Source organism: Pseudomonas glycinis (assembly GCF_054871425.1).
This window is the reverse complement of record NZ_JBTYHF010000014.1, coordinates 30,185-47,153: the sequence shown is the minus strand read 5'-3', so window position 1 is coordinate 47,153 and position 16,969 is coordinate 30,185. Positions and strand designations below refer to the sequence as shown.

At 60.8% G+C, this 16,969-nt stretch carries 17 protein-coding genes; 10 read left to right on the top strand and 7 right to left on the bottom strand.

Translation table 11 applies throughout. From position 1 onward, the window contains the following. The first annotated feature begins 187 nt into the window (after positions 1-187). From ACYSTU_RS25975 to ACYSTU_RS25965, 3 genes are all read left to right on the top strand, one after another. Positions 188-1,051 (top strand): LysR family transcriptional regulator, encoded by an 864-nt coding sequence (locus ACYSTU_RS25975; RefSeq protein WP_024012724.1) that lies wholly within the window; start codon positions 188-190, stop codon positions 1,049-1,051. Positions 1,052-1,163: 112 nt separating this feature from the next. Beyond that, the gene (locus ACYSTU_RS25970) at positions 1,164-2,309 is read left to right on the top strand and encodes a sterol desaturase/SRPBCC family protein (protein WP_499002490.1); all 1,146 of its coding nucleotides are present in this window, start codon (positions 1,164-1,166) and stop codon (positions 2,307-2,309) included. Next, on the top strand, positions 2,306-3,382 hold the full coding sequence (locus ACYSTU_RS25965) for an SMP-30/gluconolactonase/LRE family protein (RefSeq protein ID WP_264365052.1): 1,077 nt from the start codon (positions 2,306-2,308) through the stop codon (positions 3,380-3,382). The genes ACYSTU_RS25970 and ACYSTU_RS25965 overlap by 4 nt, the downstream gene beginning before the upstream one ends. A 131-nt stretch (positions 3,383-3,513) precedes the next feature. Here ACYSTU_RS25965 and ACYSTU_RS25960 read toward each other — a convergent pair whose 3' ends face one another. Both ACYSTU_RS25960 and ACYSTU_RS25955 read right to left on the bottom strand, forming a co-directional pair. Then, complete coding sequence (locus ACYSTU_RS25960) at positions 3,514-3,678, bottom strand: hypothetical protein (protein ID WP_016774471.1); 165 nt, start codon at positions 3,676-3,678, stop codon at positions 3,514-3,516. Between the two features lie 98 nt (positions 3,679-3,776). Next, positions 3,777-4,031 (bottom strand): DUF465 domain-containing protein, encoded by a 255-nt coding sequence (locus ACYSTU_RS25955; RefSeq protein WP_016774470.1) that lies wholly within the window; start codon positions 4,029-4,031, stop codon positions 3,777-3,779. A gap of 204 nt (positions 4,032-4,235) precedes the next feature. Between ACYSTU_RS25955 and ACYSTU_RS25950 the strand changes: the two genes are divergently transcribed. Beyond that, entirely contained in the window at positions 4,236-4,757 is a 522-nt protein-coding gene (locus tag ACYSTU_RS25950) for a DUF4142 domain-containing protein (protein WP_016774469.1), read from the top strand. A gap of 56 nt (positions 4,758-4,813) precedes the next feature. Here the strand turns inward: ACYSTU_RS25950 and ACYSTU_RS25945 are convergent, their stop codons facing one another. Then, positions 4,814-5,077, bottom strand: a complete 264-nt coding sequence (locus ACYSTU_RS25945; RefSeq protein ID WP_051600699.1) for a hypothetical protein — start codon at positions 5,075-5,077, stop codon at positions 4,814-4,816. A 260-nt stretch (positions 5,078-5,337) separates the two neighbouring features. Here ACYSTU_RS25945 and ACYSTU_RS25940 point away from each other — a divergent pair, with 260 nt between their 5' ends. The 6 genes from ACYSTU_RS25940 to ACYSTU_RS25915 are packed head-to-tail and all read left to right on the top strand — an operon-like array spanning position 5,338 to position 10,768. Next, entirely contained in the window at positions 5,338-6,189 is an 852-nt protein-coding gene (locus ACYSTU_RS25940) for an STAS domain-containing protein (protein ID WP_071172063.1), read from the top strand. Positions 6,190-6,193: 4 nt separating this feature from the next. Further along, positions 6,194-6,556: an STAS domain-containing protein gene (locus ACYSTU_RS25935; RefSeq protein ID WP_016774466.1), complete on the top strand. Its 363-nt coding sequence runs from the start codon at positions 6,194-6,196 to the stop codon at positions 6,554-6,556. Then, positions 6,553-6,957: an anti-sigma regulatory factor gene (locus ACYSTU_RS25930; RefSeq protein WP_016774465.1), complete on the top strand. Its 405-nt coding sequence runs from the start codon at positions 6,553-6,555 to the stop codon at positions 6,955-6,957. The genes ACYSTU_RS25935 and ACYSTU_RS25930 overlap by 4 nt, the downstream gene beginning before the upstream one ends. Further along, the gene (locus tag ACYSTU_RS25925; RefSeq protein ID WP_499002483.1) at positions 6,954-7,967 is read left to right on the top strand and encodes an ATP-binding protein; all 1,014 of its coding nucleotides are present in this window, start codon (positions 6,954-6,956) and stop codon (positions 7,965-7,967) included. Before ACYSTU_RS25930 ends, ACYSTU_RS25925 begins: the two co-directional genes overlap by 4 nt. Beyond that, complete coding sequence (locus ACYSTU_RS25920) at positions 7,960-8,835, top strand: sensor histidine kinase (RefSeq protein WP_024012718.1); 876 nt, start codon at positions 7,960-7,962, stop codon at positions 8,833-8,835. The genes ACYSTU_RS25925 and ACYSTU_RS25920 overlap by 8 nt, the downstream gene beginning before the upstream one ends. Then, on the top strand, positions 8,825-10,768 hold the full coding sequence (locus ACYSTU_RS25915) for a PAS domain-containing hybrid sensor histidine kinase/response regulator (RefSeq protein ID WP_024012717.1): 1,944 nt from the start codon (positions 8,825-8,827) through the stop codon (positions 10,766-10,768). Before ACYSTU_RS25920 ends, ACYSTU_RS25915 begins: the two co-directional genes overlap by 11 nt. A gap of 123 nt (positions 10,769-10,891) precedes the next feature. Here ACYSTU_RS25915 and ACYSTU_RS25910 read toward each other — a convergent pair whose 3' ends face one another. From ACYSTU_RS25910 to ACYSTU_RS25895, 4 genes are all read right to left on the bottom strand, one after another. Further along, complete coding sequence (locus ACYSTU_RS25910; RefSeq protein ID WP_499002479.1) at positions 10,892-13,525, bottom strand: excinuclease ABC subunit UvrA; 2,634 nt, start codon at positions 13,523-13,525, stop codon at positions 10,892-10,894. A 38-nt stretch (positions 13,526-13,563) separates the two neighbouring features. Continuing rightward, complete coding sequence (locus ACYSTU_RS25905; protein ID WP_499002475.1) at positions 13,564-15,675, bottom strand: ATP-binding protein; 2,112 nt, start codon at positions 15,673-15,675, stop codon at positions 13,564-13,566. A 135-nt stretch (positions 15,676-15,810) separates the two neighbouring features. Next, the gene (locus ACYSTU_RS25900; RefSeq protein WP_024012714.1) at positions 15,811-16,500 is read right to left on the bottom strand and encodes a GntR family transcriptional regulator; all 690 of its coding nucleotides are present in this window, start codon (positions 16,498-16,500) and stop codon (positions 15,811-15,813) included. 27 nt (positions 16,501-16,527) lie between these two features. Continuing rightward, on the bottom strand, positions 16,528-16,845 hold the full coding sequence (locus ACYSTU_RS25895; protein WP_499002472.1) for a hypothetical protein: 318 nt from the start codon (positions 16,843-16,845) through the stop codon (positions 16,528-16,530). Positions 16,846-16,969 lie beyond the last annotated feature (124 nt).

Genomic DNA, 16,969 nt, shown 5'->3' with positions numbered 1-16,969 from the left:
ATAGACCCGGCGTCCGACGACCAACCTGAAAAAGTCGTCAGAAATATCCCCAAATCTGATCAAAACGCTCCTGTTTCCGTAGGACTCAAACGCAATTTTCAGCGGTTCAATCCGTTGTTGCTTTCAAGTTGGGGAGAGGGACTTTTGACTTACAATGCGCCCCACCTCCAGATACCGGCCCCGCCCCATGGACATCGACCTCGCTCGCACTTTCCTCGAAATCGTCCGTCACGGCAGCCTTGCCGCCGCCGCGCAGAAGCTGTTCGTCACGCAGACCGCGATCACCGCAAGGGTGCAGAAGCTTGAAAGCCAGTTGGGCAGTACGCTGTTCGTGCGCAATCGCGCCGGGGCGAAGTTGACGGCCAATGGCGAAGCGTTCGTGATCTACGCCAATCAACTGGTGCAGACCTGGGAAGCCGCGCGCCGCGACTTGCCGCTGCCCGAGGGTTATCACAACGTTCTGCATATCGGTGGCGAGGTCAGCCTGTGCAACCCGTTGATGCTCAGTTGGGCGGCGGAACTGCGCGAGAAAATCCCCGGCCACGCACTGCGCATGGAAATCCGCGATGGCGAGAATCTGTTGCGTCAGCTCGAACTCGGTGTGCTCGATGCCGCGCTGGTTTATCAGCCGGAATACTGGCCGGGTCTGCAGGTCGAGCAAGTGCTGGAGGAAAAACTGATTCTGGTGCGCGCGCCCGAGCGTCCGGAGCCGTACGTCTACATCGATTGGGGTCCGGATTTCCGCCGTCAGCACGACGCCGCCCTGCCGGAAAAAGCCAAAGCCGCGCTGAGCTTCAACCTTGGCCCGCTGGCCTTGCAATACATCCTCGAACATGGCGGCAGCGGCTATTTCCGCACTCGCGTTGTGCGCACTTACCTGGAGACCGGCGCCCTGGAAGCCGTCACCAAAGCGCCGGAATTCGGTTATCCGACCTATCTGGTGTATTCCCGTGATCGCGACTCGGCAGTGCTGCAACAGGCCTTCGATCTGTTGCGCGAAGTGATCCGCACCGATGACGACTGGTCACAGCGCTGGAATCCGTTGAGCTGACGGGCAGCTTCAGTCCAGAGCATGGCGCTTAAGGCCGCAAGGTTCGCGCTGCACAAGTCAGCGGATCGGCTAATCTGCCGGGTATAACAACAATACCCGCAGGTGAAACGCATTGAGGCAGACCACCGAGGCATTCCGCAGCCGCTACCGGGCGGCCATTCATCCTTTGTACAACCCGTGGTTGCATGGCGCGTTCGTGTTGCTGTTCGGCATTTTCGCCGTCGCTGCGTTCTGGCGCACGGTGCATTCAGTGAGCTGGCTGGAATGGCTGACCGTGCCGCTGAGCCTGTTGTTGTTCAACTTCGGCGTGTACATGGTCCATCGCCATCTGGGCCATCACAAAAAAGCTTTCGCAAAGATGTTCTACGCGCGCCATGCCGGCGACCATCACAGCTTTTTCACCCCCGGGCACATGACCTACGACAGCGCGCGGGACTGGCGAGTGATTCTGTTTCCAGCCTGGCTGATCGTTATTCATACGCTATTGATCACCCTGCCCCTGTGGTGGCTGCTCGCGCAGGTCAACGCCAATGTCGCCGGGCTTTTCGCCGGATGCATGGTGCTCGGTTATCTGCTCTATGAGGTGTTCCATGCCTGCGAACATCTGCCGCCGCAAAATCCGTTGGCCCGTTTGCCGTGGATCCGCCAGATGCGCCGTCTGCATGAACTGCATCACCGCCGCGAGCGCATGCAGGAGCGCAATTTCAACATCGTTCTGCCCTTGATGGACTACCTGTTCGGCACGCTGTACCTCGAGCCGGAACCCGCCCCTTCGAGTAATTCGCAAATGCCCATGACGCGCATGCAGCACCAGATCGATATCGCCGGCGAGCCGGTCGCTGTGCTGGCCTATGCCGCCAGCGCCAGCTACTGGCCGGACTGGCATCCCTCCTCATTGAAGATTGACGGTCCGCACGGTCCACTGCATGCCGGTGCGCGTTTCGAAGAGGACATCCATGCCGGCGGACGTGCCGGTCACTTGCGCTGGGAAGTCACTGAATACCTGCCGGGCCGGCGCTGGTGCGCACGCGCGCAAAGTGATCAGGGTCTGTCCTTGCGTTTGACTTACGAGTCCTCGGCGGAGGCTGGCGGCACGCGTTTCGTGCGCACACTGGAATATCGCTTCGACGGCTTGCTCATGCGTCTGGCCAATCGCCTGTTGCTCAAGCGGCGTATCGAGCGCGAGTCTGCCGCGTCCATGCTTGCCCTGCGCGACACAACCGCACAGTACATCGGCGCGGCGAGGGCACGCGCGTGAAATTAGGTTATGTGCTGTGCCTGCTGATCGCTCTGGTCATCGCCTTCTTGTTGTTGCTGCCGACCAAGGTCCAACCGGTCGCCTGGACACCATCACCGGCGCCCTCCTTGAAAGATGGCATCTACGCGGACAACCAGCGCCTCAAAGCTGTGGCGAAGGTCGGGCCGAGCGACATCGAAGGGCCTGAGGCGCTGCTGCTGGAAGACGAATTTCTCATCACCGGATTGCATGACGGAAGGCTGATCCGCAGCAGCCTCGACGGCACGCAGCGCAAGGTCCTCGCCGACACCGGTGGCCGTCCATTGGGCCTGGCCCGTCATCCGAACGGCATGCTGGTGATCGCCGATGCGATCAAGGGTTTGCTGTCGCTGGATGCACAGGGCCGCGTGATCCCCTTGACCACCGAGGCCAACGGCGTGCCATTTGGATTTACCGATGATGTGGCGGTCGACAAGTCAGGCCACTACGCCTACTTCAGCGATGCCTCGAGCCGCTGGGGCTATGGCCATGACGGTGAGGCGATCATCGAGCACGGCGCCGACGGCCGTTTGCTGCGTTACGACTTTCAGAGCGGCAAGACCAGCGTCTTGCTCGACAAGTTGCAGTTCGCCAACGGCGTCACCCTTGGCCCCGACGAAGCCTATGTGCTGGTAAATGAAACCGGTGCTTATCGCATCAGCCGCTACTGGCTGAGCGGGCCGAAGGCCGGTACCCATGATGTGTTCATCGACAACTTGCCGGGGCTTCCGGACAACCTCTCGTTCAATGGCAGCAATCGCTTTTGGGTAGCGTTGTACGCGCCGCGCAACGCGTTACTCGATGGCACCGCGCAGCACCCGTTCGTACGCAAGATGATCGTGCGGGCGTTGACGGTTTTGCCCAAGCCTGTCGAAAAGCGTGGGTTTGTGCTGGGACTGGATCTGGACGGCAAGGTGATTGCCAATCTGCAGGACGCGAGCGAAGGCAATTATTCGCCGATTACCACGGTGCGCGAATATGGGCAGTGGTTGTATTTCGGCTCGTTGAAGGCGAGGCATATGGGGCGGATGGGGTTGGATGCGGCGCTGAAGTAAAACAGCAAAATTTTCACCTTATGGACCGACGCTATCGCTGGCAAGCCAGCTCCCACAGTGTCCGTGTGAACTCCAAATATGTGTTCACCAGATGAACCTGTGGGAGCTGGCTTGCCAGCGATAGCGGTCTGTCAGTTGCCGGACCGGTCGAACTTCTCCGGATCTTCATCCTCCGGCAGTTCTTTCACGGTTTTTTCCGGATGCGCTGTGGTATGCGCCGGGCTGTTGGGTTCAGGGCGGGTCGGAATCGGGTCGAAGCCGCCCTGCTCCTCACTGGGGAATTTCGGATCGTTCATGAGGCACCTCGCAACGAGTCGATGGTTTGCAGACTCTGCACATTGGAGGTGCCGCGGGGGTCGCCGTTCCCTTCGGATGGCGACCACGGGTCAGGTAATTACTGACCGGTCAGCGGCTGCCCGGCCAACCGGGCGACGATCTGCTCCTTGACGATCACGCGCTTCTCTTTGAGCTTCTTCAATTCGTCGTCACTGGGGGCGTCTGACTGGGCGTTCTCGGCCTCGACCACTTCAGCATCCACCTCGAAATACTTGTTGAGCAGCGAATCCAGCTTCGCATCCTCGGAGCGTTTTTGCTCGATCTCTTCCTTTTTGCAGCCCAGGTCCTGATACAGATCATGTGAAACCGGCATGAAACACCTCCATCAAATTGATCGACAACCAGCGCGACCGATGCGCTGACTCGTTATCAGCATGGCCTTGCGCAATGGCTTCTGTCGACACCCTGTCAGACCAGCGGTTGCCGTTCGTCGCCCTGTCGTAAATGCGATAAAACCTTTGGCTTGTGCCTTCGCTCCATTGGATAACGCTCACAAAAACCTGCGTGGAGACACCCAATGGACGGATTCAACCTGCGTCATCTCGCTCTGGCTGTTGCACTGTCTGCCGGCATGGGCAGCGCCTTTGCCGCGACCGACAATGACTTTGTCGATAACGCCGCCGCCGGTGGCATCGCTGAAATCGAAACCAGCCGCCTGGCTCTGGAAAAAAGCCAGTCAGCTGACATCAAAGCCTTTGCCAACCAGATGATCACCGATCACAGCAAAGCCAACGATGAACTGGCAGCAATTGCCAAGGCCAACGACATCGAAGTCCCGGACACCACCACCCTGGTCAAACAGGCCAAGGAAAAGATTCTCGACATGCGCGATGAATCCTTCGATGCGGCCTACGCCAACAACCAGGTCAAGGCTCACGAAGAAACCATCGAGCTGTTCAAGAAACAGGCAAACACCGTGACCGATGACAAGGCCAAAGGCGCCACTGAACTGAAAGCGTTCGCGCAGAAGATGCTGCCAGCGCTGGAAAAACACCTGGCCCACGCCAAAGAGCTGCAAGCCAAACATCCGAGCAAGTAACCGCCCGGCAATAAAAAGGCCGCATCCTTCGATGCGGCCTTTTTGCGTTTCAGCGATCAACCGCCATCGGTGTCGATATCGGCGTCGGTGCTCTCGCCGGGTTCAGGACGGTCCGGGTCAGGCTTGAAACCGGGGCTGAAGTCGTTGCTGTTGTCACTGTGATGCTGCTTCTGATCGACCTCGGCAGCCGCGCTGTCCGCCTGTCCTTGTTCAGCCGGCGCGGGGGTATTTTGTCCCGGTGTCTGCGGGTCGATGGCCGGGTCGTTGCGGTTAATTGACTCTGAGGACTGATTTTGCTGTTGCGGCGCTTGCTCGTTCATATCCACCTCATTCATAGTCCTGCCTCCTTCTTCCAGCACGACTGGAAAACGTCGGGCATGCAGATTCGAAGCCTGACGCCGCAGATTCGTTCAAAAGATCGCTGCCTGTTGCCACGCCGACTAGAGTTACCGGGGCCTTCGACGCGGCAGGCAGAAAAATTCGCCGCTGGGTGAACAACTATTTCAAGCGGCAAATGTCAGTCAATTCGCGCCGGTCATTTCGCTGAGCCGGCACCATTACGTAACGGAGCGACACGCACATGGCAGCACTGCAGAACAGCACAGTTGAAGCAATCAGGAACAACCAGGCTCAACTGCTGAGCGAATGGACCAAACGCCTCGAAGCCAGCGGCGCCACGCGCAATCTCAAAGAACACGACCTCGCGCAGCAAACCCGCGACTTCCTCAGCCTGCTGCTGGCCGGTCTGGAAAACGGCAACGGCAGCAAGATTGCCGCCGCAGGCTGGGAAGACACCCGTCAGTTCCTTGAAAAGCTGTCGCAGAGCCGCGCCCTGCTCGGCCAGGATTCCCAGCAAACCGCCAATTTCATCTTTGCCCTGAAGGGCCCGTTGTTCGCCCTGCTGCAAAACCATTATCAGGACCAGCCGGCACTGCTCGCCGAGCAACTTCTGGAAGTTTCCGAACTGCTTGATACGGTCGGCATGCACACCATCGGCACCTTCCAGAAATCCCGCGAAGCGGTGATCAAGCGTCAACAGGAAGAATTGCTGGAACTGTCGACGCCGGTAGTCAAGCTGTGGGATGGCGTCCTCGCCCTGCCAATGATCGGCACCCTTGATTCGCAACGCACCCAGGTAGTCATGGAATCGCTGCTGCAACGCATCGTCGACACCGGTTCCGAGATCGCCATCATCGACATCACCGGCGTGCCGACCGTAGACACCCTGGTTGCCCAGCACCTGCTGAAAACCGTGACCGCCATTCGCCTGATGGGCGCTGACTGCATCATCAGCGGCGTGCGTCCGCAGATCGCCCAGACCATCGTTCACCTGGGTCTGGATCTGCAAGGCGTCGTCACCAAAGCAAACCTGGCCGACGCCTTGAAACTGGCCCTGACTCGCCTGGGCATCAGCCTCGGCAAAGCGGTCTGAGCCGATGGAACGTATTCCGATTCTTCAAATGGGCGATTTGCTGCTGGTGACCATTCAGGTCGACATGCACGACCAGCTCGCCATGACCCTGCAGGACGATCTGTCCGAGCGCATCAGCCGGACCTCGGCCCGTGGCGTGCTGATCGACATCTCGGCGCTGGACATGGTCGACTCGTTCATCGGGCGCATGATCGGCACCATCTCGGGGTTGTCGAAAATCATGGACGCCGAAACCGTGCTGGTCGGCATGCAGCCGGCCGTGGCGATCACGCTCGTTGAGCTGGGCATGACCTTGCCGGGCGTCAGCACCGCCCTCAACGTCGAACGCGGAATGAAACTGCTGCAGGATCGAGTACGCCTGCAATGACCGTACGCAGCAGTGGTACCCAACCCATCCTGATCGAACAGGACGTGGTACTGGCCCGCCAGACCACGCGCAAGCTCGCCACCGAATGCGGCATGCGCCTGATCGACCTGACCAAACTGGTCACCGCCGTCAGCGAGCTGGCGCGCAACACCATGGTCTATGGCGGCGGCGGCGACATGGATTGGCAGATCCTCGAGGAAAACGGCCGGGTCGGTTTGCGCATCACGTTCCGCGACGAAGGCCCGGGCATCCCCGATATCAAACTGGCGATGACCGACGGCTGGACTTCCGGCAGCGGACTAGGCCTCGGCCTGACCGGCGCCAAACGTCTGGTCAACGAATTCGAACTCGACACTGAGCCCGGCAAAGGCACGCGCATTACGATCACACGATGGACATGAATATCACCGGGTCGTTGACCCAGGTTCTGCCGATCGAGGACAGCAGCCAGATCGGCCACGCCCGGCGCACCGCGCAGAAACTCGCCGAGCAGCATGGCTTCGACGAAAACGATGCCGGCCGCGTGGCACTGGTCGCGACGGAACTGGCAAGCAACGTGCTCAAGCATGCCCAGCGCGGCGAGTTTCATCTGCGTGTGCTGACTCGGCCGGATAACGGTTTCGGCATCGAAATGCAGACCGTGGATCGGGCCCAGGGCTTTGATCTGGATGCCTGTCTGGCGGATGGCTTTTCCACTGGCGGCACACAAGGCATCGGCCTCGGCGCGGTGTCGCGGCAGACCAATGTCTTCGATGTCTACGCAGACCACCGTGGCGCGGTGTTGCTGGCGCGAATTTTTCCGCGCAGCGATCGTCAGGCCGATATCCGCTTCGGCGTCAGCCAGCATTCGCTGCATGCCGATCCAGCCTGCGGCGATGTCTGGCATCTGACGTATGAAGGCTCGCGGATCAGCGCGCTGGTGGTCGATGGCCTCGGTCATGGCGAAGACGCCGAGCGCGCAGGCCTGGCCGGGGCGCAGGCATTCGCCCGGGCACCGTTTGCCGATCCAGTGGTATTGATGGAAGACCTGCATCAGGAAATGCTCGGCACCCGCGGCGGCGCCGTCGCTTTCGCGCAGTTCGACAGCCAGCGCGATGGTCTGACGTTCGCCGGTGTCGGTAACATTGGCGCCAATCTGCTCGAGGCTGGCAAATCCCGTGGCCTGGCCTCGCACCCCGGCATCGTTGGCGGCCAGTACCGTAAAGCCAAACCCTTTGACTATGCTCACGTGAACGGACATTTATTGATCATGTACAGCGACGGCTTACAGTCCCGTTGGAATCTCAAAGACTACCCCGGCCTGGTGCATCGCCATCCGTCCGTGATAGCCAGCGTCCTGCACCGCGACTTCTGTCGTGGTCGCGATGACGTGACGGTACTGGTCGTTGCTCTGGAGGCCGCCCATGGCTGAATCGACTACCTTGAGCCATGCCGAACAGGCGGCGCTCATCGCTCAGTTGCAGCGCGAAACCACTGCCCTGCGCGAAGAGCTCGATGAAACCAACCAGGGCGTGCTGGCGCTGTACGCCGAGCTCGACACTCAGGCTGAAGAACTGCGTCAGGCATCGGATCTCAAGAGCCGTTTCCTGTCATACATGAGCCATGAATTCCGTACACCGCTGGGCTCGATCCTGAGCATCAACAGTCTGCTCGCTGATGAACTCGACGGCCCGCTCAGCCCTGAACAGCACAAGCAGGTAGCCTTCGTCAGCACCGCTGCCCGCGAGCTCAGCGACATGGTTGATGACCTGCTCGATCTGGCGAAGATCGAAGCCGGGCGAATCAGCATCTCGCCGGCCTGGTTCGACATGTTCGACCTGTTTTCGGCCCTGCGCGGGATGTTCCGGCCAATCGTCGATGCTTCGGCGGTGGATCTGATCTTCGAAGAGCCGCTGGGCCTGCCGCGCCTGTATACCGATGACAAGAAGCTCGGGCAGATCCTGCGCAACTTCATTTCCAACTCGCTGAAATTCACCACCCGTGGCGAAGTGCGCGTGTCGGCGCGACTGGAAGGTGAAGACAAGGTGCGCTTTGCCGTCAGCGACACCGGCATCGGCATCGCGGCCGAGTTGCATGACACGCTGTTCGAGGACTTCTCCCAAGTCGATTCGCCATTGCAGAAACGTCTGCGCGGCACCGGTCTGGGTCTGTCACTATGCAAGCGTTTTGCCGCCCTGCTCGGCGGTGAAGTCGGGGTAGACAGTACGCCGGGCGTGGGCTCGACGTTCTTTGTCATCATCCCGCTGGCAATCGCTCTGGAGAACGTCGATGAATCGTGACATCCGCCTGTTGATTGTCGATGACAACGTCGCCACCCGTTACGCCCTGCGTCGGCGCCTGGAGCGCCATGGCTACACGGTGCTCGAAGCCGGCACCGGCAGCGACGGCCTGGCCCTGATCGAGAGCGAAGCCCTCGATGCGTTGATCCTCGACGTCAACCTGCCGGACATGAGCGGTTTCGACATCGTCCGCCTGTTGCGCGCCGACCCGCGCACTGCGCTGCTGCCGGTGATTCATGTGTCAGCGGCGTCGATCCAGACCGGCGACATCATCACCGGCCTCAACGCGGGCGCCGATGCCTATCTGATTCACCCGGTCGACCCCGATGTGCTCTTGGCGACGCTGCGTACCCTGCTGCGGGTGCGCGACACGGAAAATGCTCTGCGCGAAAGCGAGGCGCGTTTCCGCGAGATCTTCGCCAACGTCTCGGCGCCGATCGCCGTGCTCGATGCCAATCTGAAAGTGCATGAGTGCAATCACGCATTTGCCCAATTGATCGTCGATAACCGCGATCAGCAGGCGCTGCGTGAATGCTTCGCCGAAGATCAATGCTCGATCCTCGATGAACTGCGTCTGCGTCTGGTAGACGGCGAGCGCTGGAAAGGCACGCTGAACATGCGCGTGCAGGGCGAGATTCGCGAGACGCAATGGCAGATTTCGCCGTATCGCACGCCGGAGCTGAGCCTGGTGTTTGTCGAGGACGTCACCGAACACCGCCACCGCGAGCGCTCGCATCTGGCGCGACTGGATGACACCACCACGCAGCTGGCCAAGGAAGTCGCCGAGCGCGTGCACGCCGAAGCGCAATTGTTGCAAGTGCAGAAAATGGATGCGCTGGGCAAGCTCACCGGCGGTATCGCCCACGACTTCAACAACCTGCTCACCGGGATCATCACCAGTCTGGAACTGATCCAGAAACGCGTGGCCGATGAGCGTCTGGACAAAGTGCAGTTCTATACCGAAGCGGCGCTGAACTCAGCGATGAGCGCGGCCTCGCTGACCCATCGTCTGCTGGCATTTGCCCGTCAGCAGCCACTGGATACACGGCCGGTGGACATCAACGAGCATGTCCGCTCGCTGGAAGAATTGCTGGTGCGCACCATCGGTGAGCGCATCACCCTCAAGCTGGAATTGACCAACAAACCGGCGATTGCGCTGGTCGACCCGGTGCAGCTGGAAAGCGCCGTGCTCAACCTGGTGATCAACGCCCGCGATGCACTGCCCTCCGGCGGCAATATCTGGGTCAATACTTACGCCGCTTATTCCCACGGCGATCCGAATCTGGCCGATGGCGCGTACGTGGCGCTGTCGGTACGCGACGACGGCACCGGCATCGAACACAACGTGATCGACAAGGTGTTCGAGCCGTTCTTCACTACCAAGCCGCTGGGCCAGGGCACCGGGCTCGGTCTGTCGACGATTTACGGCTTCGCCCGCCAATCCGGCGGTGACGCGCACATTCGCAGCGTTGCCCGCCGTGGCACCGAAGTGACGATCATGCTGCCCGGCACCAACGACCCGACCGGGGCCGACGCGCCTGTGCCGGTGCCTGATGCCAAAGGCAGTGGTGAGCATGTGCTGATCGTCGAGGACATGGCCACGGTGCGCTTGTTCGTTACCGAAGTGCTGGAAGATGCCGGCTATCGCTGCACGCAAGCGGCGGATATCGAATCGGCGCTGGAGCGCTTGCAGAACGACCCGTCCATCGATCTGCTGCTGACCGACGTCGGCTTGCCGCGCATGAGCGGCCGTGAACTGGCGGATGTTGCCCGTGGCTGGCATGAAGGGCTGCCGATCCTGTTCATGACCGGCTACGCCGAAACCGCGCTCAACCGCCAGGTCTTCCTTGGCACCGGCATGGACATGCTGGTCAAACCGTTCCAGATCAGCGAACTGCTCGACAAGGTCCGCCGCACGCTGGATGGCGCCTGAACTGGCGTCATCGCTGGCAAGCCAGCTCCCACAGGGGGCATCAGTGTGCGCACACTTTCGGCAACAACTTGAATTCCTGTGGGAGCTGGCTTGCCAGCGATAGCGGCCAGCAAGGCGCTGCAGTTATCGGCTCAAAGCCCGAGCCAGAAACGGCGCAGTCTTGCTTTTCTTGCTCGCGGCGACTTTCTGTGGTGTGCCGGCGGCGACAATCCTGCCGCCCTGATCGCCGGCTCCTGGGCCGATGTCGATCACCCAGTCGCTCTGCGCGACGACACGCATCTCGTGTTCGACCACAATCACCGTGTGCCCCGCCGTCACCAGCGTATCCAGCTGCTCGAGCAATCGATCGACATCTCGCGGATGCAATCCAGTAGTCGGTTCATCCAACACATACAAGGTCGCGCCACGCTGGTTGCGCTGCAATTCGGTTGCCAGTTTGATCCGCTGCGCCTCACCGCCGGAGAGCTCCGTGGCCGGTTGTCCCAGGCGCAGATAACCCAGGCCGATATCGCGCAGCACTTCCAGCGAACGACGAATCCCTGCCTGCTCGGCAAACACGGACACCGCCTCATCGACAGTCAGTTGCAGCACCTGAGCGATGCTCAAGCCTTGCCAGAGAATCGCCAGGGTCTGCGGGTTATAGCGCGCGCCATGACAGGTCGGGCACGGCGCATACACACTGGGCATGAACAGCAATTCAACACTGACAAAACCTTCGCCCTCACACGTATCGCAACGGCCCTTGGCGACGTTGAAAGAAAACTGCCCGGCGTCATAGCCCGCCGCTTGCGCTTCGGGAGTCGCGGCGAACAGCTTGCGCACATTGTCGAACAGCCCGGTGTAGGTCGCCAGATTGGAGCGCGGCGTGCGTCCGATGGGTTTCTGATCAACCTGCACCAGGCGTTTGATCGACTCCAGGCCGGCGCTGATCTGCCCGGTGCTGGGCGGCGGCGTGTCATCTTCCAGGCTCGGTTCTTCCGACTCGGCCTCGGCCACCGGACGGCCCAACTGCGCGCCGACCAGTTCCAGCAAGGCCTGACTGACCAGACTCGATTTGCCAGAACCCGATACGCCGGTCACCGAGGTGAAACAGCACAAGGGGAATTCGGCGCTGAGATTATTCAGGTTGTTGCGGGTGACACCGTCGAGCTTCAGCCACCCGCTCGGCTTGCGCGCGGCGCGCTCAGGGCGTTGGTTTTCGGCAAACAGATAAGCGCGGGTCTGCGAATCTGCGACATCAGCGAGTCCCGCAGGCGGACCGCTGTACAACACGCGCCCGCCCTTTTCGCCCGCTGCCGGGCCGACGTCAATCAGCCAGTCGGCACGGCGCATGGTTTCGACATCGTGTTCGACCACAAACAGCGTGTTGCCGTCAGCCTTCAAGCGCTGCAACGCCTCGAACAGCGCCTCGCCATCCGCCGGATGCAGACCGGCAGACGGTTCGTCCAGCACATAAATCACCCCGAACAGCTGCGAACCCAATTGCGTGGCCAGGCGCAAACGCTGCAACTCGCCCGACGACAGCGTCGGCGTACTGCGTTCCAGCGCCAGATACCCCAGCCCGAGATCGGTCAGGGTGCTGACCCGCTCCAGCAAATCCTCAGCAATGCGTTGCGCCGCCAAGCGTTTTTCCAGCGATAGGTTCGGCGTGTGGCGCACGTCCGGTGCGCTGGCATGCCCGCTGGCGCCATGGGCGACCCGCTGCTGGCGCGCCTCGCGGGTTTGCGCATGGCTGAGGGTGTCGCCGCTCTCCTCGGCCTGTTCCAGATAATTCGCCGCTGCCACCGGTCTCAGCACTTCGGCCACTTGCAGCAACGGCATCTGCGACAGCTCACCAATGTCGTAGCCGGCAAAGGTCACCGAAAGAGCCTCGCGCTTGAGCCGCTTGCCCTCGCACAATGGGCAAGGGCTGCCGCGCATGAACTGCGAAACACGCTTCTTCATCAGCGCACTTTGCGAGTGAGTGAAGGTGTGCAGGATGTAGCGCCGCGCGCCGGTGAAGGTGCCCTGATAACTCGGTTCCATTTTGCGTTTGAGCGCGACGCGGGTTTCTTCCGGGGTCAGCCCGGCGTACACCGGCACCGTCGGCGTCTCTTCAGTGAAGAGAATCCAGTCGCGCTGTTTTTTCGGCAGTTTTTTCCACGGAATGTCGACATCGATGCCCATGGTCACCAGGATGTCGCGCAGGTTCTGCCCTTGCCAGGCCAAGGGCCAAGACGCCACGGCGCGCTGGCGGATGGTCAGGTTCGGGTCCGGCACCATCAGCGCTTCGGTCACTTCATAGACGCGACCAAGTCCATGACACTCCGGGCAGGCGCCCTGCGGCGTGTTCGGTGAAAAATCCTCGGCATACAGCATCGGCTGCCCCGGCGGATAACTGCCGGCGCGGGAATAGAGCATGCGGATCAGGCTCGACAACGTCGTCACGCTGCCCACCGACGAACGCGCGCTCGGCGTGCCGCGCTGCTGTTGCAAAGCGACGGCGGGCGGCAGTCCTTCGATGGAATCGACATCCGGCACGCCGACCTGATCGATCAGCCGCCGCGCGTACGGCGCCACCGATTCGAAATACCGCCGCTGGGCCTCGGCATACAGAGTGGAAAACGCCAGCGACGACTTGCCCGAACCGGAGACACCGGTGAACACCACCAGCGCATCGCGCGGAATATCGACATCAACGTTCTTCAGGTTATGTTCGCGGGCGCCGCGCACACGAACCATGCCGGCGGGTGCTTTGGAATTGCGCTTGGAAATCATCGGCCTGCCTTGATTGAAAAACTGGGCAGCGCTCGGCATCAGGTGCCGAGCACCTCGCAAATCATCTGCAGTAACGCTTGCGGGCTGTAGGGTTTGCCGAGCAGATGGGTATCGGGGCTGAGCTGGTGGTCGCGGGAAATGATGTCGCGGGTATGCCCGGAAGTGAACAGCACCGGCACCGGCGGTGTCTGCACCTTGGCCCACGCGGCCAGATCCGAACTCTTGATCAGGCCGGGCATGACCACGTCGGTGAAGATCAGATCGATCTCGATGCCTTCCAGCAACATCTGCATGGCCACGTCGCCATTGCACGCGGTCATCACCCGATAGCCTTCCTCGCGCAGCAACTCCACCGCCGAAGCGCGCACCGCGTCATTGTCTTCCACCACCAGAATGGTTTCGTGGCCGCCGCTCTTGCGTTCGCCGACACTGGCGGTCTCTTCGCGAACCGGACGCAGACTGCGCGGGAAATACAACTGCACCCGCGTGCCTTCGCCGAGCTTGCTGTCGATCTCGACGTGGCCGCCACTCTGTTTGACGAAGCCGAACACCATGCTCAAACCGAGCCCGGTGCCCTGGCCGTCGGCCTTGGTGGTGAAGAACGGTTCGAAGACCTGTTCCAGCATTTGTGGGGCAATACCCACGCCGGTGTCGGTGACCGCCACGCGAACATACTCACCGGACGCGATGCCCTTGCCGGCGCAGTATTCCCTGTCCAGGCAGACATTGGCGGCACTGAGGCCGATTACGCCCTCGCCTTTCATCGCGTCGCGGGCGTTGATGGCCAGATTGAGAATCGCGTTTTCCAGTTGGTTGCGGTCGACGTTGATATGCCACGGCTGCGGCGGCAGTTGCACGTCGATCTGAATGGTTTCGCCCAAGGCGCGTTGCAGCAACTCGCCAACGCCTTCGAAAATCTGTTCTGGGTTGCACACGGCCGGTGAAAGCGGTTGCCGCCGGGCAAACGCGAGCAATTGTGAAGACAGTTTGGCCCCGCGCTCGACCGCCGCCAGCGAAGCCCCGACCCGGCGCTGCACGTTGGCATTGTTGGGCTCATGCCGAGCGAGCAAATGCAGGTTGCCGGCGATCACTTGCAGCAGATTGTTGAAGTCATGGGCAACGCCACCGGTCAGGCCGCCGATGGCTTCAAGTTTCTGCGACTGGCGAAGCTGTTCCTCAGCCGCCAGCCGCGCATCCACTTCGGCGGCCACGCGCTGTTCGAGGTTACGGGTGAATTTGAGCAGCGACTCTTCAGCATTCTTGCGCTCATGAATATCGATCAGCACGCCGGGGAAGCGAAACGGCCTACCGTCTTCATCGAACTCGCAGGCTCCACTGGCCAGCACCCACAGATATTGGCCATCGCCGCGCTGTACGCGGTACTCGGCGTTGTAGGGCTCGCCAGTGCGCACACAATGGGCGACCCGCTCCTGGACCCATGGGTGGTCGTCGGGATGAATGCGCGATTCGGCGATCTCTTGTTGCAGATCGCTCAAGTCCTGATCCGGCGGATAGGAAAAGGTGCGGGCGAAACGTTCGTCAGCGGAGAAGCGATTGTTCTTGATGTCCCAGACAAACGAGCCAAGCAGTGCGCCGGCATTCAGCGCCAGACGCACGCGCTCGTTGTCGGCGCGATAGGCATCTTCGGCCGCCTGACGCAGGCGCTCGGAATGCACCAGTTCGGTGGTTTCGACCACCATCGCCATGACGCCGCCGGGCACGCCTTCGTCGTTGGCCACCGGGCTGTAATACAAATCCATCCAGACGTCTTCAGGCACGCCGTCGCGCAGCAATACCAGCTCTTTGTTGCGATAGGACAAGGTGCCACCGGCCAGGCAGGTGTCAACGACGTGGCGGTTGAATTCGGCGACTTCCGGCCAGCCCAGCTCAACCGGGACGCCAAGCAGATAGGGGTGGCGGCCGCCGGCGAATTCGGAATAAGCGTCGTTGTAGATCATGTAGCCGGCGTGCCCCCACAGCATCACCATGGGCAACGGCGAAGCCAGCATCAGTTGCACGGTGTTGCACAGGCTGGCCGGCCATTCGGCGAGCGCGCCAAGTTCGGTGTGGCTCCAGTCGAACGCACGGATGCGTTCGGCCATTTCGCCTTTCCAGCCTTCACAACCGTGGCTTTCGGATAAAAACTGCATCGCCTGACTCAGTGTCCTTTTTTGCGGTTTTCCGATCTATCGCAACGCTGCAACGACGCGACGCCCGTGTGTTTCGAGGCTGTGAAAACGCATTGGTTTCATCGCAGGTATAGCCAATTTGCGACGCAGAGCCATTCAGACGCCAATCAAGTGCTTGAGTGGGTGATAGCCGGTTTTCATTTTTGCCGCGACGTCGAGGATCGCTTTCTCGATTCCGTTGAGGTGCGTACAGGTCAGTTCGATCGCGGCGCTCTGATCGCCGGCTTCGATGTACTCGAGCAAACGCAGGTGTTCATCGTCGCGGCAGGCTTGATGACTGTCATCATCGAGCGCGGCGGCATACAGCGAGGCCCGCGAGATCAGCTTCTGGAACCAGTCGAGCAGTACCGGATTGTTCAGGCTGCGCGCCAGTTTGAGGTGGAACTCGCCGAGTAAATGGATCAGTCGTTCATGGTCGCCGGCAGCATGCGCGGCATCTTCCAGTAACAAGTGCTCGCGCAGGTCCTGCATGGCAACGCTGTCTTTACGCCGGCACAGTTCGGTGACGATGCCGATCTCGATCAGCCGCCGGGTTTCGAACAACGAACGCAGCTCTGCGTCACTGGGCAGCGACACCGATGCACCTTTGTTGGGCTCAGTGGTGACCAGACCATCGGCTTCCAATTGCTTGAGCGCAGCCCGCACCGAGGTGCGGCTGACATTGAACAGCTCGGCCAGCGAGGCCTCACCCAGCTTCATGCCCGGGCGCAACGAACGCTTGCTGATCGCCGCATAAACCCCTTGGTAGACGCGATCGACCGTGGTTTCCAGCTTCTTTTCGCTCATTCGAACACTCCTTTGGCGTCGGGCAATTCATCCTGGCAGTGGCTGGCCATGGAGTTGATCGGGTTCCCGTACCGGTGTGAAGCGCAGAATATCTGCCTTCGGCCCAAAGGTGCAGCCTTTTGATTTATCTCGATTTTGAATAAACAGCCAAAAAGGGAGCGAGCTTGCTCGCGAAGGCGGCGGTACATTCAACATCGTCATCGCCTGACACTGCGCTTTCGCGAGCAGGCTCGCTTCCACACTGATACGGGGCAGATCGACCATCTTCATCGCAACCAAAACCCCTGTGGGAGCGAGCCTGCTCGCGAAGGCGGCGGCACGCTCGACATCGTCATCGCCTGACACTGCGATTTCGCGAGCAGGCTCGCTCCCACACTGATACGGGGTAGATCGACCATCTCCAGAGCAACCAAAGTCCCTGTGGGAGCGAGCCTGCTCGCGAAGGCGGCGGCACAGTCAACATCGTCAT